The sequence below is a fragment of the Acetobacter sp. DmW_043 genome, assembly GCF_002153485.1.
GTDB classification, from domain to species: domain Bacteria; phylum Pseudomonadota; class Alphaproteobacteria; order Acetobacterales; family Acetobacteraceae; genus Acetobacter; species Acetobacter thailandicus.
Genome location: NZ_JOMN01000022.1, coordinates 16,989 through 34,026 on the forward strand (window position 1 = coordinate 16,989; position 17,038 = coordinate 34,026).

Here is a 17,038-nt window from a genome sequence, read left to right on the forward strand (position 1 = left end):
GTTCCTTCTGAGGAATTGTTATCATGAGCCAAGAGAAAGAAGCCCTCTTTAAACCCTATCACCATCCGGCGGGTGGCTGGGGGGCGGCCGGGGCGACGGCCAAAGTGCTTATGGAGCAGAGTGTGCTGGTTAAAGGCTCTCGCGGCTTGCTGGCTATGAACCAGCCTGGCGGGTTTAAATGCCCCAGCTGTGCTTTCCCTGACCCTGACGAGCGCAAAACACTCGAATTTTGTGAAAACGGTGCCAAGGCACTGGCGCACGAGGCGACAAAGGCCCGCATCACGGCCGATTTTTTTGAAGAATTTACCGTCACGCAGCTGATGGAAAAAAGCGATTACTGGCTCGAAATGCAGGGGCGGCTTACTGAGCCCATGCGCTATGACGCTGCAACTGACAAATATGTGCCCGTCTCGTGGGATGATGCCTTTGCCATGATCGGCCGGCACCTCCGCTCGCTCGACAGCCCCGACCAGGCCGAGTTTTATACATCAGGCCGCACAGCTAACGAGACTGCGTTTCTCTACTCTATTTTTGTGCGCGAGTTCGGCACCAACAATTTCCCCGACTGCTCTAATATGTGCCATGAGCCAACAAGCCGTGGCCTGGCTCCGGCTCTGGGTGTGGGCAAGGGCACCATTGTCATGGCAGACTTTGAGCACGCCGAGGCTATTTTTGTCGTAGGGCAGAACACCGGTACTAACTCACCGCGTATGATGACCAATCTGGTTGAAGCTCGTAAGCGTGGCATCCCCATTGTGCTCATTAACCCGATGCCAGAGCGTGCGCTGATCCGCTTTACTGAGCCGCAGGATATGGTGAAGATGGCAACCATGGGCTCAACCGCGATCTCGAACGAGTTTGTGCATGTGCGCATTGGCGGTGACCTTGCCATTTTCAAAGGCATTATGAAGGTTCTGTTTGAAGCTGATGCCCGCGGTGAAGACGCACTTGATAAAGAGTTTCTGGCAGAGCACACGCTGGGTCTTGAAGAGCTGCGTGCCGATGCGCTGAGTTATGACTGGGCTGATATTACCCGCATTTCTGGCGTGTCAGAGGAGCAGATCCGCAAACTTGCTGCTATTTACCAGAAATCTAACGCTACGATCATCTGTTATGGCATGGGCATTACCCAGCATCAGAAAGGTTCAAACCTTGTGCAGCAGGTCGCAAACCTGCTGATGCTGCGTGGCAATTTTGGCAAACCTGGTGCAGGCATTGCCCCTATACGTGGCCATTCCAACGTGCAGGGTGACCGCACTGTGGGTATTGATGAAAAACCCACTCAGGCCTATCTCGACAAAGTGCGCGATGTGTTTGGCTTTGAACCCCCGCGTGAGCACGGCCACCATGCCGTTGAATCGCTTGAGGCGATGGAGGCCGGCACCGCTAAGGTCTTTATTGGCATGGGTGGTAATTTCATTCGTGCGATGCCTGACACTGAGCGGTCATATGCGGCTATGTCGCGCCTTAACCTGACCGTTGGCATTACCACCAAGCTGAACCGCGGCCACCTGGTACATGGTAAAGATGCGCTTATTCTGCCCGTTGTTTCTCGCTCTGAGCGGATTATCACCAGTGCGGGTGAGCAGTTCGTCACGATTGAAGATGCGATGTCAAATGTCACAGCTTCACGCGGGGTGTTTGACCCGGTCAGCCCGCAGGCTCTGCCAGAGACTGAAATTGTGTGCCGCATGGCTATGGCAACACTGCCTGAGTCCCGCCTGGACTGGGCGGCCTATCAGGAGGATTACTCCCTCATCCGCGATAAAATTGCGGCGGTTTACCCCGAGATTTATGCTGACTTTTCTGAGCGGATCAAACACCCTAAAGGTCTGCACCTTGACGTGGCACCCCGCCGCCGTGTGTGGAAAACAGAGACCGGTAAAGCCAATATCTTTGTGCTGCCCGGCCTTGAGGTGAATGATGTGGTGGCCGAACCTGGCATGCTGCGCCTGGCGACGATCCGCTCTCACGATCAGTATAATACCACGATCTATAGCAACAGCGACCGTTATCGTGGCGTGTATAACACCCGCATGGTGGTGTTTATGAACCGTGATGACATGAAAGAGCGTGGCCTGGCCAACGGGTCGGTCATTGTGCTTGAAACCTGCACGGAGGACGGATATCGCCGCCATGTTGATGGTCTGAGCGTGGTTGACTACCCCATGCCACGCGGGGCCATTGCCGGGTATTACCCTGAGCTGAACCCGCTTTTGCCACTTGAGTATTTTGATAAGGTGAGCGGTACCCCTGCCGCCAAGTCTATTCCCGTTCGGGTGGTGGCCAGTGCGGCTGAGGCCGAAGCCACTCCGATCAGGATCGCAGGTTAAATAAACAGCCTGCTATGGTGTGCTGCCTCCCGTTGCGTAAGGGGGCGGTTGCCAGGCGGTCTCATGGCGTTGTCTGACAGTGCGGGGCTTAACAGCTCTGCACCGTGCAGGCATATGCTTCATGCAGCGTCATGATGTCATCACGCTCAATTTCTTCCGCCAGGGCGGTCAGTGTGTCACAGCACTCAAGGGCGGCCAGCGGGGCAGAGGCAAGATAAAGACTGTCAATCTGCGGGCGCAGGCGCGCTGCAAGTGTTTTAATATGGCGGGCAATATCGGTCAGGGTGGCGCAGTCTGTGCGTTCCTGCTGGCAATACCAGGCGTGTGTGCCCGGCAGCGGCGCCATGCGGGGCGCATCGTCGCAGACATGGCGAGAGAGAGACATAAGGCAACCTCCGGCACTGTAGAGAGGGGAGGGCTTTGTTCTGCCACTGACCAGCACAGACATGCGCAAAAAAAAGACCTGCACAGAGCCGGATTATAGTACATCCGGATATGCAGGTTTTTTTATTTCAGATCAGACAATATTAAAACTGACCCAGGCTGTAACGCTCAAGCCAGCGCGCATAGGACGGAGGTAAAACCCATGCGGCGCGGTCGGCCCGCAGGGCTTTTGCTGCGGCATATGTCCAGTGCGGGTTGGCAAGATGCGCCCGCCCGACAGAGACAAGGTCAAGCCTCTCTTCAGCGACAGCCTGCTCAGCTACGGCAGGCACCTCAAAGCCCCATGCGGTGGTGACAGGTATGCCGGCTTCTTTACGCACACGCTCGGCATAAGGCGCCATAAAGCCAGGCCCCCAGGGGATGTGCACATCAGGGATAGTAAAGCCCATGCTGACACTGAGCAGATCAAGGCCTTCTTTTTTCAGGCGTTTGATCAGATACAGCGAGTTGGCAAATGTTTCCTCATCGCGGCCGTCAAATTCAATTACGCCAAAGCGGGCCGTCAGCGGCAGGTGCTCAGGCCAGACTTTTTTGACCTCAGCCAGAGTTTCAATCAGAAAACGGCAGCGGTTTTCAAGGCTGCCACCATAAGCATCGGTGCGCTGGTTGGTGTATTCTGAAAAAAAGCTCTGTGCCAGGTAGCCATGGGCAAAATGCAGCTCGATCCATTCAAACCCGGCTTCAAGGGCGCGGCGTGCGGCATCAGCAAACTGCTGCTTAACCGTTGCAATATCGTCAGTGGTCATTGCTTTGGGTGTGCGTGGCAGGTGCGCACCAAACGCAATGGCTGAAGGGGCAATGGTCTGCCAGCTGCGCGGGTCGCTTTCGGGAATATGGTCATCGCCTTCCCAGGGGATGTTCGCGCTGGCTTTGCGGCCTGCATGTGCGATCTGAATTCCAGGCACCGCCCCGCCGTCTTTAATGGCTTTTACAACGGGAACAAAGGCTTCTTTCTGTTCATCATTCCACAGGCCGAGGCAGCCCGGGGTGATACGCCCTTCAGGGGCAACAGCCGTGGCTTCAACGACCACAACGCCGGCTCCCCCCCGTGACAGTGCGCCATAATGAACATGGTGGCCGTCATTAGGCATGCCATCGGTGGCGATATACTGGCACATTGGCGGCACAGCCACGCGGTTGCGCAGGGTAATGTCTTTAAGCGTAAAAGGCTTTAGCAGGGCGGGAGAGGCCATAAGAAAAACTCCTCAATGTCATGTAACGTGGTAACGCCCTTAAGTTAGGTATTGCGCAGGCAACAATAAATGGCCTAATCGTTCGAACATAACGAACTGAAACGCAATCATGTCATCACCGCATTTTGCTGCACTCGAGGCTTTTGTGCAGGCTGCTGAAACCGGCAGTTTTAAAGAAGCAGGGCGCAGACTGGGTATTTCCTCCTCAGCTATCGGGCGCACTATCGCCCGCCTTGAAGCCGGGCTTGAGGTCAGGCTGTTTTATCGCTCAACACGGGCCATTGCCCTGACGGCTGAGGGCGAGAAGTTTCTGGTGCGCTGCCATCGTATTTTTGCTGAGTATGAAGCCGCACGTGAGGAGATGGGGGAGGTTACAACCGCACCGGTGGGGCGGCTGCGTGTGGGTTTTCCCAGTATGGGCACAGAGATGATGCATCATATTATCGCGTTTCAGAGCGAGTATCCTGAGATTGAGCTTGATCTCGACTTCAGTGACCGCCTGGTCAATGTGGTGGAGGAGGGGTTTGATGTCGTGATGCGTATTGGCACAGTGGAAGATTCACGCCTCAGAATGCGCCGTCTCAAGGGGTTCAGGCATCAGCTGGTGGCTACTCCGGCTTATATTGCCCGTTATGGCCACCCGCAGCAGGTCAGCGACCTGACAGCGCATCGCTGCCTGCGTTATCGCTACCCCACAACAGGCCGCCTTTCGCCCTGGACCTTTTTGCATAACGGGCAGAGCCTGCGCCCTGAGCTGCCACAGTCGGCAGTGGCCAATAATGTCAGCACGCTGCTGAGTATGGTGATGGGCGACCAGGGTATTGCCCTGCTGCCCGACCTGATTGTGAGTGAAAACCTCAAAGCAGGTAAGCTCACCGCTGTTTTTGATGCCTGCGTTTATGACGAACGTGCGGTTAGTCTGCTATGGCCATCCAGCCGGCAGTATCTGCCCAAAGTGCGTGTTTTTGTGCAGTTTATGGCCAGCCGTCTGGAGCGTGAGCTGGCATAAAAAGGCCAGCCGCATTTTTCAGTTCACAGTTTGCGGGCAAACCACACAACCCGCCCCAGAATCTGCACCTGGTCGGCGGGCACATCATACGGGCTGAAACGCGGGTTTTCTGATTTAATACGCACCATCGGCTCTGATGTGCCATGGGCACGCTCAACCCATTTGCACACCACACCATCTCCGTCAAAAAGCACGAAAATACCTGGCTCGATAATAGATGTTTTGCGTGTATCGATCAGCACCATATCGCCATTATGCAGCACAGGGTCCATCGACTGGCCCTCAACCTCAATAACTCTGAGGTCAGCAGGGGCAGCATTCAGTGCACCACGAACAAATTCTTCTTCAAAAAATTTAGGGCGGCCAAGCAGCGTGTCTTCCACATAGCGGCCCCCGCCGGCTCCTGCCCGGACAGAAAGAAAAGGCACGGCTACATATCCTGGCGGGTTGAGGTCACTGGTAACAGCCGGCAGGTCAGGCTGGAGCACATACTCCGTCTCGCACCTGCTGCTTTCAGCTCGTTTCCCCCCGCTGCCGGGAAAGAGCAGGTCGCGCGCTGTGCAGCCAAGAATGGCGGCAACGCGTTCAAGCTTTTCTCCCCCGGGGTTGCGGGACTTACCTTTGAGAATATCACGAACATAAGTGTCTCCCACACCTGCATTTCTGGCCAGAGCTTTCTGTGTCAGGCCAAGCAGGCGCATGCGGCGTTCAAGTTCACTGGCAACGGACGAGCGTATCATGATGCTGACTATTTCATGTGGGTAAATGAAAAAGGGGAGAAAGGGAGATATCACATATTTCGGGCTTGACCAAATGTGATAGGTCACACTACTTATAAAACAAGCCTTCTGCCTGATTCGAGGAGAACGGCTTTTACGTTCATGACAGGGAAAACTGACAATGCACGCCATTCCTTCCTCTTCTGATTTATCAGGTATGCTTTCTGCAAAGCATAGGGAAAATTCATTAAAAAAAGATTTTCCTTTCAGAGGAGTATGTCGAAAAAGAAGGAAGCTTCCCTCTCATCATCCCCGGCAGTATGTGACAAAGCAGGATGTTAGTTTTTCTGCGTCCGGAGGTTGTGATGTGTCACCCAATAATGTGACAATTCCCCCCATGGTTGTATCCTCCGACTCTGTACCGCCTGATGCCGCCAGCCGCATAGCTGCACGCTCATGCACGAGTGCTGCCCATGTGTGGCACATGGTGTCGCTGCGCCGTGCCGGTTTCTCTCTGCGTCAGATTGGCAGGCGCTCAGGGCGCTGTATGGAGGGCGTGCGCCAGGCCCTGATGCGCTACGAGCAGGCCCTGAGCGAACTGCGTGACCCTGCCTCTGAGGAGGAGGGCGAGGAGCTTATGATGTGCGGCATGTTCCGTGACCCTGAGCCGCTGCCTCCCGGCCACCCTGTGGCAATGCGCGGCCTGTGGCGCGGCCTTGAACACTGGAGGGATTTTGTATGAGCCGGCGCCGGTGGTCAAAATTCTGGTGGCAGGATTATGAGCAGGATGCCGCTTTGCGCCTGTGTTCGCTTGCTGCCCAGGGGTTATGGATGCGCCTGCTTTGCCTGATGCACGAGGCGGAGCCTTATGGCCATCTGTGCCTTAACGGGCAGCCTTTGCAGCCGCGGCAGCTTGCGGTGATGACGGGTGTAGCAGCCCGCCAGGTGGTGCGTTTAATGGCAGAACTTGGCCAGGCTGGTGTGTACAGCACCAGTGCTGAGGGCTGTGCGAGTGCAGCCGCTTTCGCCCGGCCGAACCCGTCGCCTGGATAGAGGGTGCCCTGCGCCGCCGGCTTGAAAGCACGGTGTATCAGGGTGCGGCACGCAGCGTTACAGGCCGTCAGCCTCATGCCGTGCGTATGGATGCCTGGCGCAATGTGCCTGATATGGAAGGAATATAGCACGATGGAAATGGTGTCTGGCGCCTTTGCGCGGTCAGCTCATAGCGTGCTGTCAGAGCAGGCTGTGGTTGCTGGTTATCAGCCCCCCTGTGCCGCATTGCGTGCGGCTTTTGCTGTGTGCCTGGCTGGTACACCCGTGCTGCGGCGTGATCTCTCCCCTGCGCTGATGGCTGAGCTTGAGCATTATGCAGCCTGGCTTAAAAAACTGGGGGGGCTGGTGACAAACCCGCCAGGGGGTGACAGTGCTGCGGCCCGGTGTGCCGCAATTTTTGAGGTGTGTGGCGAGCTTGCCGCCGGTGTGTGGAACCGCTCAGCCCGCATGGCATGGGTGCGTCAGCCCCCGCGTAATGACTATTATGCCGGGGCACGCTGGCCCAGCCCCAGCGAGCTTTATACGCTGCTTGTACCGTTTGACACCGCCCTGCGCCGCGATGAGGAAGGCTGCCGGAAGCTGATGAAGTCTTTAAAAAATCACTGAAATTTAAATTATTTTTCTCATGAATAAGGAAAGAGGATCATGCCTGTTCAGACTGGATTTGTGGCACGCACGGATGAGTTGAATGGCCCGACGGCGGAACGTCTGCAGCACTCTGATTTTATAACTACGTCTGCACCGGCGCGGGTGCTGCGCACTGTGCAGGCCTTGCTTCATGCCGGAGATATTACACAGTCAGCCGCTGATGCCGGAGAGAGATGGTATCAGAATTATGTATTCGGATACTGCAATTATACCGAATGGCCTGAAAATTTTCAGCGTGTTTCACTCACCCGTCATGACCAGGTGTCATGGCAGCTTTTGCGGGCTCAGGCTATGACACGGGTAACACTGGTGCGCGAGGCTCTGGGACTGTGCGCACACCAGCGCCTGCGTATGATGCTGGTTGACGAGCTGTCGTTTCGTGCAATGGGCAGCGCGCTGTTTCCTGCTTTGTCGGCCAGTTCTGCACAGCGCAAGGTAGCGGCACAATGTGCTTTGCTGCTTGAGCAGCTCGAAGCGTTTGAGGAAGTACAGCGTAAAGCTACGAAAGAGAGAAAGAGTAATTAAAAATAAAATTGAATTTAAATGAAGAATATGTATGGTATTTATAGAGTAGATAATGCAGGAGTTTTTATGTCAGAAAAAAAAGAAAAAAGTGACGAAAAAACAAATACTTCAAATGTAAATGTTTCTTCGTCGGTTTCGTCCTCAACACTTCAGGGGAAGCCAGTGAATTGTATAGGAACGGAAAATTTTAAGGAGGATGCCAAGCAGACAACACTGCAAAACAAAAAAGTCAATTGCATAATCACCGAAGGTAAGGAAGAAGGCCATAAATAGCAGGCAATAAAAAATATAAAATAACACTGATAGCCAAAGCGCAAAGTGGTGCAGACGCAAGCAGTGTCACTGCCAGGTTCTGACACCACTTTGCTTTTTTTGCTCCTTTTCTGCTTTTTGAAATACTTTCAAAATTAACCTTTAAAAGGTAATATTGTACTTCAGCTAATGAAGATGTGAACATAGCAGAATCTTTAAAATTATCTTCTGTGGGGGAGGTTGCGCCCAGTGTTTGCGCCCATAGTCCGGCCGCGGCGCAGATTGCTGATGCAATCCACATTACAGCAGATATTATTAAAAATATTTTTATATAGGGTAAAAAAGTGGGAGAGAAATTTTTATTTGATTCCTGGGTGATGTAAAAAAATGCGCCAATTGCAGAAAGAGAAAAAGTTGATGATTGCGTTAAAATAGAAGTGCTTTTTGTGTAAGTGTTTCTTGCACCTTCAACTATTTGTTTGTTGGTATCTTTTGTTATTTCGAGATAAGTTTTGAGTGTTTTATTTATTTCGTCTGTTTCATCAGATTTGCATGAATTGAAATCTATCCTGGGCCATTTATCCTCTGTTTTTTTATTTGAGCTCATTATGTTTCTCCTTTGCAGTATTTATAGAATCGAAATAATAAGAAAAAAACCTGTATATTAAATGGTTTTTATAAATTGTTTTTCTTTTAATAAAAAAATTGTCTGCGCGCGTGGTCAGGCTTATCTCTCAGGCATCATCACAAAAAAACTGCCTGACGCAGCAGGCTCTGCCCCGGTCAGGTGGCCGGGCCTGCGCCGCTTTTTTCTTCTTTTTCAGGAGAGAACAGATGATATCACATTCTGCTTCCTGTGCAGGTCAGCTGGCTGTGGGGCATGTTGTGCTCTCGGCGGCAACCTGCTGGGTTATTATGCAAAAACGCGGCCAGTCTGTGTTGCTGTGCCCGGTGCCTGCAGCTCCGCTGACCCGCCACGGTGCTGACCTTATGCTGCCACCATCTGTTGTGCCGGTGCCAGGCTGTGGTGAGGGCGCGCTGATACGATGCCGCCCTGTATGGCGTAAGCATAGCCGGGGGCTGGTTAAAGTCGCATCGTTGCCGCAGGCTTTTATCAGTCATATGCAGGCTACTCTCAGAACTGAGATACTGTGTCAGCATTCTGAAGATGAGTCAGGCAGGTCGCAGCCGCGGCCTTATATGCTTTCATCTTATAAAAAACACAAAAATTATATGACATTTTCATGAGGGATTATGCCCCGTAAGCCTGTAGTCAGAGCTCTGCCGCAGGGGGAGGCCCCGGCCGCGCCCGCACGGCGGCGCAGGGTGCGCTCGACCGAGACTCCGCTTGATATTTTTCTGCGCATTATGCGTGGTGATGACACTGTGACCGACCGCCAGTTTGAAGCTGCAAAAGTAGCGGCACCTTATGTGCATCCTAAACTGACCGGCATGTCGGTCAGCGCGGTGATGTGTAAAGGGGCAGAAGAATATTCAGATGAAGAGCTCACGCATCTTATACAGTCATGTGCGGCAGGCAGTTCGCAATGAGCTGACCAGCAGGGCAGAAGCCCGCGCAGGGCTTGAGGCATTTACACGTCGCACAATGGCTGGTTACCGGTGCGGGGCGCATCATCGTCTGTTATGTGCCAGACTTGATGCCGTTGCACGGGGTGAGATCACCCGGCTGATGGTGTTTATGCCCCCCCGGCATGGCAAATCTGAGCTGATAAGCAGGCGTTTTCCGGCGTGGTATCTGGGGCAGTACCCTGACAGGCAGGTGATCTGTGCGGCGTATAGCGCCACTCTCGCCCAGGACTTCGGGCGCACGGTGCGTAATCTTGTGGCTTCACCAGGGTTTACGGCATTGTTTCCCGCTGTCAGCCTGGCGGCAGACAGTGCAGCACGTGACACCTGGCATACTGCGGTGGGGGGCAGTTATACTGCAACCGGCACCGGAGGCGGGCTGACCGGGCGCGGTGCTCATCTTGCTCTGATTGATGACCCGGTAAAAGACCGTCAGGAGGCTGAAAGCCCCTTACGTCGTCAGGCTGTGTGGGAGTGGTATCGTTCAGTGTTGCGTACGCGGCTTATGCCGGGTGGTGCTATTGTGCTGGCCATGACCCGCTGGTCACCTGATGATCTGGCCGGGCGTTTGCTGGCTGATATGAAAAATGGCACGGGTGAGGCGTGGGAGGTGCTCTCGCTGCCCGCTATGGCGGAGGAGCAGGAAACCCCTGATGCGCTCGGGCGTCTGCCAGGTGCTGTGCTGTGGCCCGAGGCCTTTGCGCCTCAGGCGCTGCATGATCTGCGCCTGGCTGTGGGGGAGCGTGAGTGGAGCGCTCTTTACCAGCAGCGGCCAGTGCCGGCTGAGGGGCATTTGTTCAGCACAGCTCTGATGACGGTGCATGATGCTCTGCCAGCACAGGGGCAGAGCGTGCGGCGGTGGGATTTAGCTGCGACAACCCGCAACAGGTCTGACTGGACAGCGGGAGTGAAAATGACCCGCCTGCCAGATGGTCGCTATGCTGTGGCTGATGTTGTGCGCCTGCGCGGAGACCCCGCTCAGGTTGAGGCGGCTTTGCTGGCCACGGCCTCGCAGGATGGAGCGGCCACTGAGATTATTCTGCCCCAGGACCCCGGGCAGGCGGGTGTGGCACAGGTGCGCTATCTGGCCGGGCGCCTGGCGGGGTATCGGGTGCGGGCTGTGCGTGAAACGGGCGATAAAGCCACACGGGCGGCCCCTTTTGCCGCACAGGTCAATGCGGGCAATGTTCTTGTTCAGCGCGCCTCCTGGACTGCACATTTTTTAGAGGAGCTGTCGCTTTTTCCTGCCGGCGGGCATGATGACCAGGTGGATGCAGCTGCCGGGGCTTTTGCTGCCCTGGCTGGCACACTCGCACTGCCTCAGTTCAGCCCTGCTTTCCTCTCTCATATCTGAAGGGGAGCAGGGCAGGGCGGCCTGGTGCTTACTGTGCGTGTTCGCCCCCGGCCTGTGCGGCCCTCTCACGCAGGGCGCGCTGGCGTTCTCTTTCCTCTTTACGGGCACGGTGCTTTTTGGCACGTACCTCAGCCATTTCGGCACCCAGATGCGCCTCGCCGCGCTGCTCTGCCAGGTGGGTCTGGCGTTCGCGCTCAGCATAGCGGGCACGCTGTTTGTCGGTTCTGTCTTTATGGCAGTGCGGGCAGCAGATGCCGGCCTCATAAAGCGGAGAGGCAAGGTCATCTTCATCCAGCGGGGCACGGCAGGCATGGCACAGAGTCAGGTTGCCTGGTTCAAGTCCGTGGCGCACGGTTACGCGCTGGTCAAACACAAAACATTCACCCTCCCACAGGCTTTCTTCCTGCGGCATGGTTTCAAGATATTTTAAAATGCCACCTTTGAGGTGATAGACCTCATCCAGGCCTTCAGCTTTGGCAAAGGCGGTTGATTTTTCGCAGCGAATTCCCCCGGTGCAGAACATGGCAATGCGTGGTTTGCGGCCTTCGGCCTCAAGGGCTTCGCGTTTGTCACGCAGCCACTGAGGAAACTCGCGAAAGGTTTTAATGTCCGGGTCAATCGCCCCTTTAAACGTGCCAACAGCCACCTCGTAGTCGTTGCGGGTGTCTATCAGCACGGTGTCGGGGTCACTGAGCAGCGCGTTCCATTCTTTCGGGTCGAGATAAGTACCGACTTCAGAGCGCGGGTCGAGGTCTGGCACACCCATCGTCACGATTTCAGCCTTAAGGCGCACTTTCATGCGCAGGAAGGGCATGGCGGGGGCACGTGAGAATTTGACTTCAATTTCGGCACAGCCTGGCAACGTGCGGATATGCGCTAAAACGGCTTCAATACCTTCGTCTGTGCCGGCAATAGTGCCGTTAATGCCTTCGCGTGCAAGCAGCAGAATACCTTTTACACCCTGCGCATCGCATACGGCGCGCAGGGGCGCACGCAGGGCCTCGGCATTTTCAAAAGGGGTAAAGCGGTAAAGAGCCGCGACACGAAAAGGGAGGGATTCGGTGTGAGTGTCGGGGGCAGAAGGTGTGTTCGTCATCATGACAGCATCCGGTATCAGGGATTGCAGTCCGGTTAGAGGCAGCACAGGCCGGTTTATCACCGCAATCACGCGTTTGTTATATCGTGGCCTGCCAGGCAGGTCAGGCCAGATTTACTCCCTGTTTTGCCGGTGCTGCAAGTGGCATGGGGAGAAGTTTTGGCCTGAAAGGCTATTTTTTCTTTATAAATGCGTTCAGTGATATTTTTTTTCATAATGCCTGATAAAAGATTTATAGAGTAGGTTATGCCAGTCATTTGAGTCGCTAAGGAATCAGCACGTGCAGGAACAGGACGAAGTTATTGCAGGGTACATCATTCAGCTTGAAGATGAGCAGGGTGAGTATTCATTCTGGACACTCCATAGTGAGTGGGACGCTGAGCTTGATGAAGCCAGACTTTATGAAAATGAAGAAGACGCCACTGAGCAGGCAGAAAGTCTGCAGCAGAAAGAAAGTGGTGTTGTAACAGTCGAGCCTGTTTTTGAAGGCGACGAAGAAGACTGGGACGACGTAGACGAAGCCTGAGGGCTTTTTATAGCAGGTCGCAGCGTTAAGCCTTATCGGGGCTGATGCGCTGACAAAGGGTCATTCATGCCGGTTTCCCGCGGGGGCTGGTGTGAGTGGCCCTTTTTTTATTGGCCTGCGCCATGCCTCCATTATGCCAGCAAGGAAGAAAAAGGCTCATGTCGCGAGTGTTATCATCAGGGCCTGCCGGCTTTTCTCTTTCCCGTCTTATGGGGGGGGCGCACAAAGGCTGCCTTGGCGGCCGGGCAGTCAGACAGGCGCGAGCCATATCTGGGCAGCGTGCCTCAGGCTGAACGCTTCAGGTCACAGCAGGGCAGGGGGCAGGGTGCTCCTTTCCCGCAGGATATGGCTCAGGCCCTGCGTGCTGCCGGGGGGCAGGCAGGTGCTGAACGCAGCGCCCTGTTTCGTCCCTATCAGCCGCCCGCAGGGGTGCGTGGCGGGGCAATACAGGCACATGACAGTGCTTTTTCCTCCTCCGCCATGCAGCCTGACTGGCTAACCCGCGCGCAGGCTGACGGTACGGCTTTTCCGGGGTATCCGGTACTGGCAGAGCTGGCACAGCGGGCAGAATACCGCCACATGGTGGAAGTGATCGCCACTGAGTCCACGCGGGAGTGGATTGCCTTTCATGCCCGTGGTGGCACTGACAAACATGCCCGCATTGCAGAGCTTGAAGCAGAATTTACCCGCCTCGAGGTCCGTCAGGCCCTGCGCAGCATGGCCGAGTATGACGGTTATTATGGCATGGGGCTGCTTTATGCTGATACGGGGCAGAGCATAAATGAAACACCGCTGCTGCTCAGACCTGAGACCTTTCGTAAAGGCATGCTGCGTGCCCTCAGGGCGGTAGAGCCTGTGTGGACGATGGCAGACAGCTACTCCACCACAAACCCGCTGAGTGCTGATTTTTATGCCCCCACACACTGGTGGGTGCAGGGGCAGCGTGTGCATAGCACGCGCCTGCTGCGGTTTGTTTCGCGCCAGGTGCCCGACCTGCTTAAACCGGCTTATAATTTTGGCGGTGTTTCATTAAGTCAGATGGCCCGCCCTTATGTTGAAAACTGGGTGCGTACCCGTCAGTCTGTCTCCGACCTGCTCAATGCGTTTTCGGTGGTTGCCCTCTCAACTGACATGACCGCCTACACCCAGGACCCGGAAGGGCTGCTGGGACGTGTGGAGGCCTTTAACCGTTTTCGCTCTAACCGTGGCACGTTTGTGCTCGATAAAGAGCGCGAAAAGCTTGACCTTCTGGCAGCCCCGCTTGCAGGGCTTGACCGCCTGCAGGCACAGGCACAGGAGCAGATGTGCAGCGTCGCTCAGGAGCCTCTGGTCAAATTTGCAGGCATTACACCAGCAGGCCTGAATGCTTCGGCGGAGGGAGAGATCAGGGTTTTTTATGACCGGATCAGCGCGTATCAGGAAAATACGTTCCGCCCTGCGCTGACCACCATCATGCATATGGCAATGCTCAGCCTGTGGGGTGAGACTGACCCCGATATCTCGTTCAGCTTTCGCAGCCTGTGGCAGATGGATGCCCGGACACAGGCCGACGTTGAAAAGACCCGCACCGAGATTGATGAGCGTAACATCCGGGCGGGTGTTGTGACCCCGGCAGAGGCCCGCCGCCGCACAGCGCATGACCCGTCAGGGCAGTATGCGGGTATTTCTGTCCCCCAGGGGTGATATGACATTACCCTTAAAGGAAAAAATCCTTTGACATATAAAGATATTTTTGACGAAGCCGGGGTGGCTGACCTGCCCCTGGCATGCGATGGCTCAGTGCGCCGTATTGATGATGACGGGCACCTGCACATTGCAAGCTGTATTTTGTCAGCAGCCGGTGTCAGCCCCTATTACGGGCGCGAAATTCCCGGTGCTGAGGCACTGGGGCTTGAGGCTGATAAAATTTATCAGGTGTTTCGCCCGCCGCAGGTTCTGGCGGCTGCGGCTGCCAGCATGGCGGGTAAGCCTGTGCTTATGCGCCATCAGCCTGTTTCTGCCCGCGATCACCCCGGCATGCTGACAGTGGGGGCCGTGGGCAGTTCAGTTGTGTTTTCGCCGCCCGGCCTGACCGGCAGCCTGACTATATGGGACAGCGCAGCCATCTCGGCCATTCTCAGCGGGCGGCAAAGGGCCGTTTCGGCCGGTTATCGCTATCGCGCCATTCAGCAGGCCGGCACCTTTGAGGGGCGGCCTTACACGCTGGTTATGGCCGATATCGTATTTAATCACCTGGCACTGGTGGCACGGCCACGCGTGGCTTCGGCGGTCATTGGTGACGCTTTGCCCACAGCGCCGGTGTCTTCCCTTTCTCCCGTGCAGGAGCCTTTGTCCTCTCTCATGACCAGTTCACATTCTGCGGTCAGTGCACCGCATGTATCAGACCATTCTCAGCCTGCCAGCGGCGCTATGGATGCCGCTGTAGAGCAGGCCGTGCGCCAGGCTGAAGCCGGTGCAGTGCGCCGCCTTGAGGCCCTGCATACTGCCCGCGAGGCTGTGCGCCCTTTTGTGGGTGATGTCGCGATGGACAGCGCAGGTGCTGTTTATGGCTTTGCCCTGCGTGAAAACGGGGTGGAAACTGACACGCTGCCAGAGGAGGCTTTTCAGCCTTTGTTTGAGCAGTTTGCGCGCCTTAGCGTGCAGGCACAGGCCTGCCGGGCTGGCCCGGTAATGGGCATGGACAGTGCAAAAATCGTGTCATTCCGTGAAGAGTTTGGTTTGTCCCGCATTATGGTGAAAGCATAACATATGTCTTTTCAAACACAGGTTTATGTCGAGCCGGCTCTGGCTGTGACAGGCGATTTTGCCTCTCTTAACCCTGCGGCGGTTTTCCCGGCGGGGGAGGGCGCACTGGTTGCGGCCCCGGCGGGCTGCACTGTGGGGGCTTTTGCCTGGGTGCAGGCCGATCAGCGTTCTGTCACCAATGCACCACCATCAGGCTCTGCTGCTGCCCCTGATGGTTTTGTGCATCGTGATCTTACAGGTCAGATCAGTAATTTTGCTGACGAGGCCAGCCTGGTTATTCCCGGCGGGCTGCCCGTAACCCTGTTTACGGCAGGTGACTTCTGGGCTGTGACCTCAACCGCAGCCACACCGGGGCAGGCTGTTTTTGCCAGCACAACCACCGGGGCCGTGTCTGTTGCGCAGGCGGGCAGCACGGTAGATGGCGCTGTACAGACCCGCTTTTTCGCAGCATCGACCTGCAATGCAGGCGAGCTTGTTAAAATCTCAACATGGATTTCTGCTGTATGAGCGCTCTCACTCCCGAACTGGCTGAACTGAACCGCCTTGGCTTTATTATGCCAGAGGCCCGCGGTATGATCTCTGACAGCCTGCTGGCCACTGACCGCATGGCACTTGATGCGCAGCCTGCTCTCTCAACCACAGCTAATGCGGGCATCCCTGCTTTTATGAGCGCCTGGGTTGACCCGGCTCTGGTTAAAGTGGCGTTTGCGCCTGTACGCGGTGCCGAGATGCTGGGTGAGGTGCGCAAGGGTGACTGGGTCACCCGCACAGCAATCTTCCCCATGCTTGAAACAACCGGTCAGGTATCAGGCTATGGTGACCATAATGGTAATGGCCTGGTAGGGCTTAACCCCTCTTACCCTGAGCGTCAGTCTTATCATTATCAGGTCTTCCTCTCCTGGGGGGAGATGGAGCTTGCACTCGCAGGGCAGGCCCGCCTGCAATGGGTGGCCAGCCTGCGTGAGGCCGGGGCACTGAAACTGAATAAATTTCAGAACAGAACATATTTTTTTGGTGTTGAGGGGCTGAAAAACTACGGCTACCTCAATGACCCGCGCCTGCCAGCGGCCATTACCCCGGCTGTTAAGGCTGCCGGTGGCACAGAGTGGGAAAAAGCCACCGCGGAAGAACGGCAGGATGATGTGATTGCTCTGATTAACCGCCTGCGTGAGCAGACGGCAGGCCTGGTCACGACAGATACCCCCATGGTGCTGGCGCTCTCCCCCTCACGCATGGGGCTGCTTACCCGCCGCAACAGCTTTGGTAATTCTGCGGCAACCCTGTTGCAGGAAACCTATACCGGGCTGCGCTTTGTGCAGGCGGTGGAATATGGTGATGCAGCAGGCAGCACGGTGCAGACCCTTCAGATTATGGCTGAGCATGTTGATGGCCAGAAAACAGCTGAGGCCGCCTTTACTGAAAAACTGCGCACGCATGCCGTTGTTACCGAAGCCTCAGCCTGGCGGCAGAAGCTCTCTCAGGGCACATGGGGGGCTGTCATTTATATGCCGGCAGGCATAGCCACTATGACAGGTATATAATATTTCCCTGATA

At 55.6% G+C, this 17,038-nt stretch carries 20 protein-coding genes; 15 read left to right on the forward strand and 5 right to left on the reverse strand.

The features are described from left to right. Window positions 1-23: 23 nt before the first annotated feature. Window positions 24-2,333 carry an FdhF/YdeP family oxidoreductase gene (locus HK11_RS07525; protein WP_086554744.1) on the forward strand — a complete coding sequence of 770 codons (2,310 nt, stop codon included), beginning with the start codon at window positions 24-26 and terminating at the stop codon, window positions 2,331-2,333. An 88-nt stretch (window positions 2,334-2,421) separates the two neighbouring features. On the opposite strand, the gene HK11_RS07530 is transcribed toward HK11_RS07525, so the two are convergent. Both HK11_RS07530 and HK11_RS07535 read right to left on the reverse strand, forming a co-directional pair. Then, window positions 2,422-2,718: a hypothetical protein gene (locus HK11_RS07530; RefSeq protein WP_143216359.1), complete on the reverse strand. Its 297-nt coding sequence runs from the start codon at window positions 2,716-2,718 to the stop codon at window positions 2,422-2,424. 142 nt (window positions 2,719-2,860) lie between these two features. Continuing rightward, the gene (locus tag HK11_RS07535) at window positions 2,861-3,970 is read right to left on the reverse strand and encodes an NADH:flavin oxidoreductase/NADH oxidase (protein WP_086554746.1); all 1,110 of its coding nucleotides are present in this window, start codon (window positions 3,968-3,970) and stop codon (window positions 2,861-2,863) included. 109 nt (window positions 3,971-4,079) lie between these two features. Here HK11_RS07535 and HK11_RS07540 point away from each other — a divergent pair, with 109 nt between their 5' ends. Then, window positions 4,080-4,979 carry a LysR family transcriptional regulator gene (locus HK11_RS07540; RefSeq protein WP_086554747.1) on the forward strand — a complete coding sequence of 300 codons (900 nt, stop codon included), beginning with the start codon at window positions 4,080-4,082 and terminating at the stop codon, window positions 4,977-4,979. A 23-nt stretch (window positions 4,980-5,002) separates the two neighbouring features. Here HK11_RS07540 and HK11_RS07545 read toward each other — a convergent pair whose 3' ends face one another. Continuing rightward, entirely contained in the window at window positions 5,003-5,719 is a 717-nt protein-coding gene (locus HK11_RS07545; protein WP_086554748.1) for a LexA family transcriptional regulator, read from the reverse strand. A 346-nt stretch (window positions 5,720-6,065) separates the two neighbouring features. On the opposite strand from HK11_RS07545, the gene HK11_RS07550 reads away from it, so the two are divergent. From HK11_RS07550 to HK11_RS12190, 5 genes are all read left to right on the forward strand, one after another. Further along, a complete protein-coding gene (locus HK11_RS07550; RefSeq protein ID WP_086554749.1) occupies window positions 6,066-6,440 on the forward strand; it encodes a hypothetical protein in 375 nt (124 codons plus the stop codon). Beyond that, window positions 6,437-6,751 carry a hypothetical protein gene (locus HK11_RS07555; RefSeq protein WP_233133370.1) on the forward strand — a complete coding sequence of 105 codons (315 nt, stop codon included), beginning with the start codon at window positions 6,437-6,439 and terminating at the stop codon, window positions 6,749-6,751. The genes HK11_RS07550 and HK11_RS07555 overlap by 4 nt, the downstream gene beginning before the upstream one ends. A gap of 132 nt (window positions 6,752-6,883) precedes the next feature. Then, window positions 6,884-7,357 carry a hypothetical protein gene (locus HK11_RS07560; protein ID WP_086554750.1) on the forward strand — a complete coding sequence of 158 codons (474 nt, stop codon included), beginning with the start codon at window positions 6,884-6,886 and terminating at the stop codon, window positions 7,355-7,357. 39 nt (window positions 7,358-7,396) lie between these two features. Next, window positions 7,397-7,924 (forward strand): hypothetical protein, encoded by a 528-nt coding sequence (locus HK11_RS07565; protein WP_233133372.1) that lies wholly within the window; start codon window positions 7,397-7,399, stop codon window positions 7,922-7,924. Between the two features lie 66 nt (window positions 7,925-7,990). After that, on the forward strand, window positions 7,991-8,197 hold the full coding sequence (locus HK11_RS12190) for a hypothetical protein (RefSeq protein WP_143216360.1): 207 nt from the start codon (window positions 7,991-7,993) through the stop codon (window positions 8,195-8,197). Here HK11_RS12190 and HK11_RS07570 read toward each other — a convergent pair. After that, entirely contained in the window at window positions 8,166-8,783 is a 618-nt protein-coding gene (locus HK11_RS07570) for a hypothetical protein (RefSeq protein WP_086554751.1), read from the reverse strand. The two genes, HK11_RS12190 and HK11_RS07570, sit on opposite strands and share 32 nt — an antisense overlap. 227 nt (window positions 8,784-9,010) lie before the next feature. Here HK11_RS07570 and HK11_RS07575 point away from each other — a divergent pair, with 227 nt between their 5' ends. From HK11_RS07575 to terL, 3 genes are read left to right on the forward strand one after another with little or no spacing between them, the layout of a single operon-like run. Beyond that, window positions 9,011-9,424: a hypothetical protein gene (locus HK11_RS07575; RefSeq protein ID WP_143216361.1), complete on the forward strand. Its 414-nt coding sequence runs from the start codon at window positions 9,011-9,013 to the stop codon at window positions 9,422-9,424. A gap of 6 nt (window positions 9,425-9,430) precedes the next feature. After that, window positions 9,431-9,727, forward strand: coding sequence for a hypothetical protein (locus tag HK11_RS12580; protein WP_233133374.1), 297 nt, complete (start codon window positions 9,431-9,433; stop codon window positions 9,725-9,727). After that, on the forward strand, window positions 9,675-11,117 hold the full coding sequence (gene terL, locus HK11_RS07585) for a phage terminase large subunit (protein WP_086554753.1): 1,443 nt from the start codon (window positions 9,675-9,677) through the stop codon (window positions 11,115-11,117). The genes HK11_RS12580 and terL overlap by 53 nt, the downstream gene beginning before the upstream one ends. Before the next feature lie 28 nt (window positions 11,118-11,145). Here the strand turns inward: terL and HK11_RS07590 are convergent, their stop codons facing one another. Continuing rightward, window positions 11,146-12,213, reverse strand: coding sequence for a rhodanese-related sulfurtransferase (locus HK11_RS07590; protein ID WP_198943241.1), 1,068 nt, complete (start codon window positions 12,211-12,213; stop codon window positions 11,146-11,148). A gap of 280 nt (window positions 12,214-12,493) precedes the next feature. On the opposite strand from HK11_RS07590, the gene HK11_RS07595 reads away from it, so the two are divergent. The 5 genes from HK11_RS07595 to HK11_RS07615 all read left to right on the forward strand — a co-directional run bounded on the left by HK11_RS07595 (window position 12,494) and on the right by HK11_RS07615 (window position 17,025). Next, window positions 12,494-12,739: a hypothetical protein gene (locus HK11_RS07595; RefSeq protein WP_086554754.1), complete on the forward strand. Its 246-nt coding sequence runs from the start codon at window positions 12,494-12,496 to the stop codon at window positions 12,737-12,739. 66 nt (window positions 12,740-12,805) lie between these two features. Continuing rightward, window positions 12,806-14,422, forward strand: a complete 1,617-nt coding sequence (locus tag HK11_RS07600; protein WP_233133375.1) for a DUF1073 domain-containing protein — start codon at window positions 12,806-12,808, stop codon at window positions 14,420-14,422. Between the two features lie 30 nt (window positions 14,423-14,452). Next, window positions 14,453-15,484, forward strand: a complete 1,032-nt coding sequence (locus tag HK11_RS07605) for a DUF2213 domain-containing protein (protein WP_086554755.1) — start codon at window positions 14,453-14,455, stop codon at window positions 15,482-15,484. Window positions 15,485-15,487: 3 nt separating this feature from the next. Continuing rightward, window positions 15,488-15,991 carry a hypothetical protein gene (locus tag HK11_RS07610; RefSeq protein ID WP_086554756.1) on the forward strand — a complete coding sequence of 168 codons (504 nt, stop codon included), beginning with the start codon at window positions 15,488-15,490 and terminating at the stop codon, window positions 15,989-15,991. After that, entirely contained in the window at window positions 15,988-17,025 is a 1,038-nt protein-coding gene (locus tag HK11_RS07615; RefSeq protein ID WP_086554801.1) for a major capsid family protein, read from the forward strand. The genes HK11_RS07610 and HK11_RS07615 overlap by 4 nt, the downstream gene beginning before the upstream one ends. Window positions 17,026-17,038: the final 13 nt, after the last annotated feature.